Source organism: Actinoplanes sp. NPDC048791 (assembly GCF_040650095.1).
Taxonomy (GTDB): Bacteria; Actinomycetota; Actinomycetes; order Mycobacteriales; family Micromonosporaceae; genus Actinoplanes.
This window is the reverse complement of the sequence record NZ_JBEZGQ010001234.1, coordinates 1-2,219: the sequence shown is the minus strand read 5'-3', so window position 1 is coordinate 2,219 and position 2,219 is coordinate 1. Positions and strand designations below refer to the sequence as shown.

Below are 2,219 nucleotides of genomic sequence, written 5' to 3'. Positions count from 1 at the left end.
GCAAGCCGGCCGGGCAAGGCAAGGCCGGGCGGGCCTGGCAAGGCCGGGCGGGCCTGGCAAGGCCGGGCGGCCCGGGAAGGCACGGCGGGATACGGCGGCGGGCGTGCGACTCAACTTCGCGAGGACCTGAGCCATCAGAAGAAGGAGATCCACAGCCGCACTACGGGCAGCGGTGGCCCTGCGCCGGACCGCCGCCACGCGCGCGAGGTAGCGACCTCAACCCCGACCGACGCTCCGGCCAGGCGCAGCGATGAAGCCACCCCCGAAACTGCTGCGGGCATGCAAAAGTCCCGCTCTGTCGGGCAGAGCGGGACCTTCAGCAGCCTGTCAGGCCGGCGCTACCGCACGCGAGCGACGCATAGTCAGCACATACTCGACCAGCGAGATCAGTACGTTCTTCGTCGACTCACGGTTACGGGCGTCGCAGCTCACCACGGGTACGTCGCTGGAGATCGCGAGCGCGTCGCGAACGTCCTGGGCGTTGTGGTACTGCATACCGTCGAAGCAGTTTATGGCGACCAGGTACGGCAGCCGTCGGTGCTCGAAGAAGTCGATGGCGGCGAAGCAGTCGGCGAGCCGACGCGTGTCCACCATGACCACCGCACCGATGGCTCCCCTGACCAGTTCGTCCCACATGAACCAGAACCGCGTCTGGCCAGGCGTGCCGAACAGGTAGAGGATCAGATCCCGGTCGATGCTGATCCGGCCGAAGTCCATTGCCACCGTGGTCGTCGTCTTACCCGGCACCTGCCGGTTGTCGTCGACACCAACACCGGCGGAGGTCATGATCGCCTCGGTGGTCAGCGGGGTGATCTCAGAGACCGACCCCACCAGCGTCGTCTTACCGACGCCGAAACCACCGGCGATGACAATCTTCGCCGATGTCACACGCCCGGCGGCCGGCCGGCGCGACATGTCAGAGCCTGCGAAGTCCACTCAGCACCCTTTCCAGCAGTTCCGTACCCACCGCATCGGACTCATCATCAAGCGATGTCGGCTCGTACACCGCGACCAGGCCATCGGTGGCCATGTCCGCGACGATCACTCGAGCCACCCCGAGCGGCAGTTGCATGCGTGCGGCGATCTCGGCCAGCGACTGCACTCTGCCGCCGTCGCACATCGCCGCGATGTACTGGTGTTCGCTCCCGCCCCTGCCCGCTCCGGTGGAACGGCCACGCACGGTGGTCTCGACGAGCGCTTCCAGCGCGATTTCCAGCTTCGGCCGGGTCCGGCCACGGGTCACGGCGTACGGTCTGACCAGTGCTCCGGTCGGCTCATCGCGTTCGGGCATCGTCACCGCTCACCCCATCCCTTGGCCCATAGAAGTGTCTCTTGTCGTCAAGCTTTTGGACAGATGCCGGACGGAGCCGGCGGACCATCCGTTCAGCCGAGAACTCCGGCCGCGGACCGCGGCGCGGGCGTGAGCGCCTCGCCGACCCGGTCGACCAGGAGCGCCATCTCGTAGCCCACCTGACCGACGTCGCAGCTGCGGGCTGCGAGCACGGCGAACGACGAACCGTCGGAGATCGACATCAGGAAGAGGAACCCGTTGTCCATCTCGACGACCGTCTGCAGCACCGCACCACCCTCGAAGCACCTCGCGGCGCCCTGAGTGAGGCTGACCAGGCCGGAGGCGATAGCCGCCAGCTGGTCGGCGCGGTCACGCGGAAGGTCCCTGGAGGCCGCGAGAAGCAGACCGTCGGCGGAGACCGCGATCGCGTGCGCCACCCCGGGAACGCGGTCGGCAAAGTTGGCGAGCAGCCAACCCAGATCCTGCGTACTTGTCATGCTTCATGCTCCTTGCCAGCCTGCGAGGACTGCTGCCCTCCCGGAGTCTCCTCCGGGTTGGTCGAATTTTCCTTCGTGCGACCCCGCTGCACCCCGCGATGGTAAGCGGACAGGAGCCCGCGAACCGCCTCGGGTGTGCGGCGTTGTACGGAGGTCTCGGCCCGGTCGACGCCACCCGGCACGAGCTGTGCCATCGGCGTGCGGCGCGGCAGACCTGCCGTCGTCGTGGTGTCGACCGGCATCTCGGCCGCCTTGCGGGCGGCCTGCCAGCCGTCGTCCGCGGCGGTCTGCCACGGGCTCGAGACGGCGCCGTTCAGTGAGCTGTTGCCGTTTCCGTTCGCCGCGACAGCGCCGACCGGGGCCGGCTCGCGGTCGCCGCGGGACTCCGGGGAGGCCTGCTGCGGCACCCCGACCGAGCGCGCCGGTTCCCC

3 protein-coding genes and 1 pseudogene are annotated in these 2,219 nt (G+C 68.6%); all 4 read right to left on the bottom strand.

Features of this window, described 5'->3' with window-relative positions; translation table 11 throughout:
• Positions 1–327: 327 nt before the first annotated feature.
• Positions 328–915, bottom strand: a complete 588-nt coding sequence (locus tag AB0C29_RS44790) for an ATP/GTP-binding protein (protein ID WP_184998575.1) — start codon at positions 913–915, stop codon at positions 328–330.
• 1 nt (position 916) lies between these two features.
• Positions 917–1,291, bottom strand: coding sequence for a DUF742 domain-containing protein (locus tag AB0C29_RS44785; protein ID WP_184998576.1), 375 nt, complete (start codon positions 1,289–1,291; stop codon positions 917–919).
• A gap of 92 nt (positions 1,292–1,383) precedes the next feature.
• A complete protein-coding gene (locus AB0C29_RS44780; RefSeq protein ID WP_014447580.1) occupies positions 1,384–1,788 on the bottom strand; it encodes a roadblock/LC7 domain-containing protein in 405 nt (134 codons plus the stop codon).
• Positions 1,785–2,219, bottom strand: a pseudogene (locus AB0C29_RS44775) (histidine kinase); the annotation flags it as partial. The gene AB0C29_RS44780 and the pseudogene AB0C29_RS44775, both read right to left, overlap by 4 nt.

Bases quoted from the DNA above. Each gene is read 5' to 3' on its own strand.
- AB0C29_RS44790 (WP_184998575.1), bottom strand. From the start codon at position 915: ATGTCGCGCCGGCCGGCCGCCGGGCGTGTGACATCGGCGAAGATTGTC.
- AB0C29_RS44780 (WP_014447580.1), bottom strand. From the start codon at position 1,788: ATGACAAGTACGCAGGATCTGGGTTGGCTGCTCGCCAACTTTGCCGAC.
- AB0C29_RS44785 (WP_184998576.1), bottom strand. From the start codon at position 1,291: ATGCCCGAACGCGATGAGCCGACCGGAGCACTGGTCAGACCGTACGCC.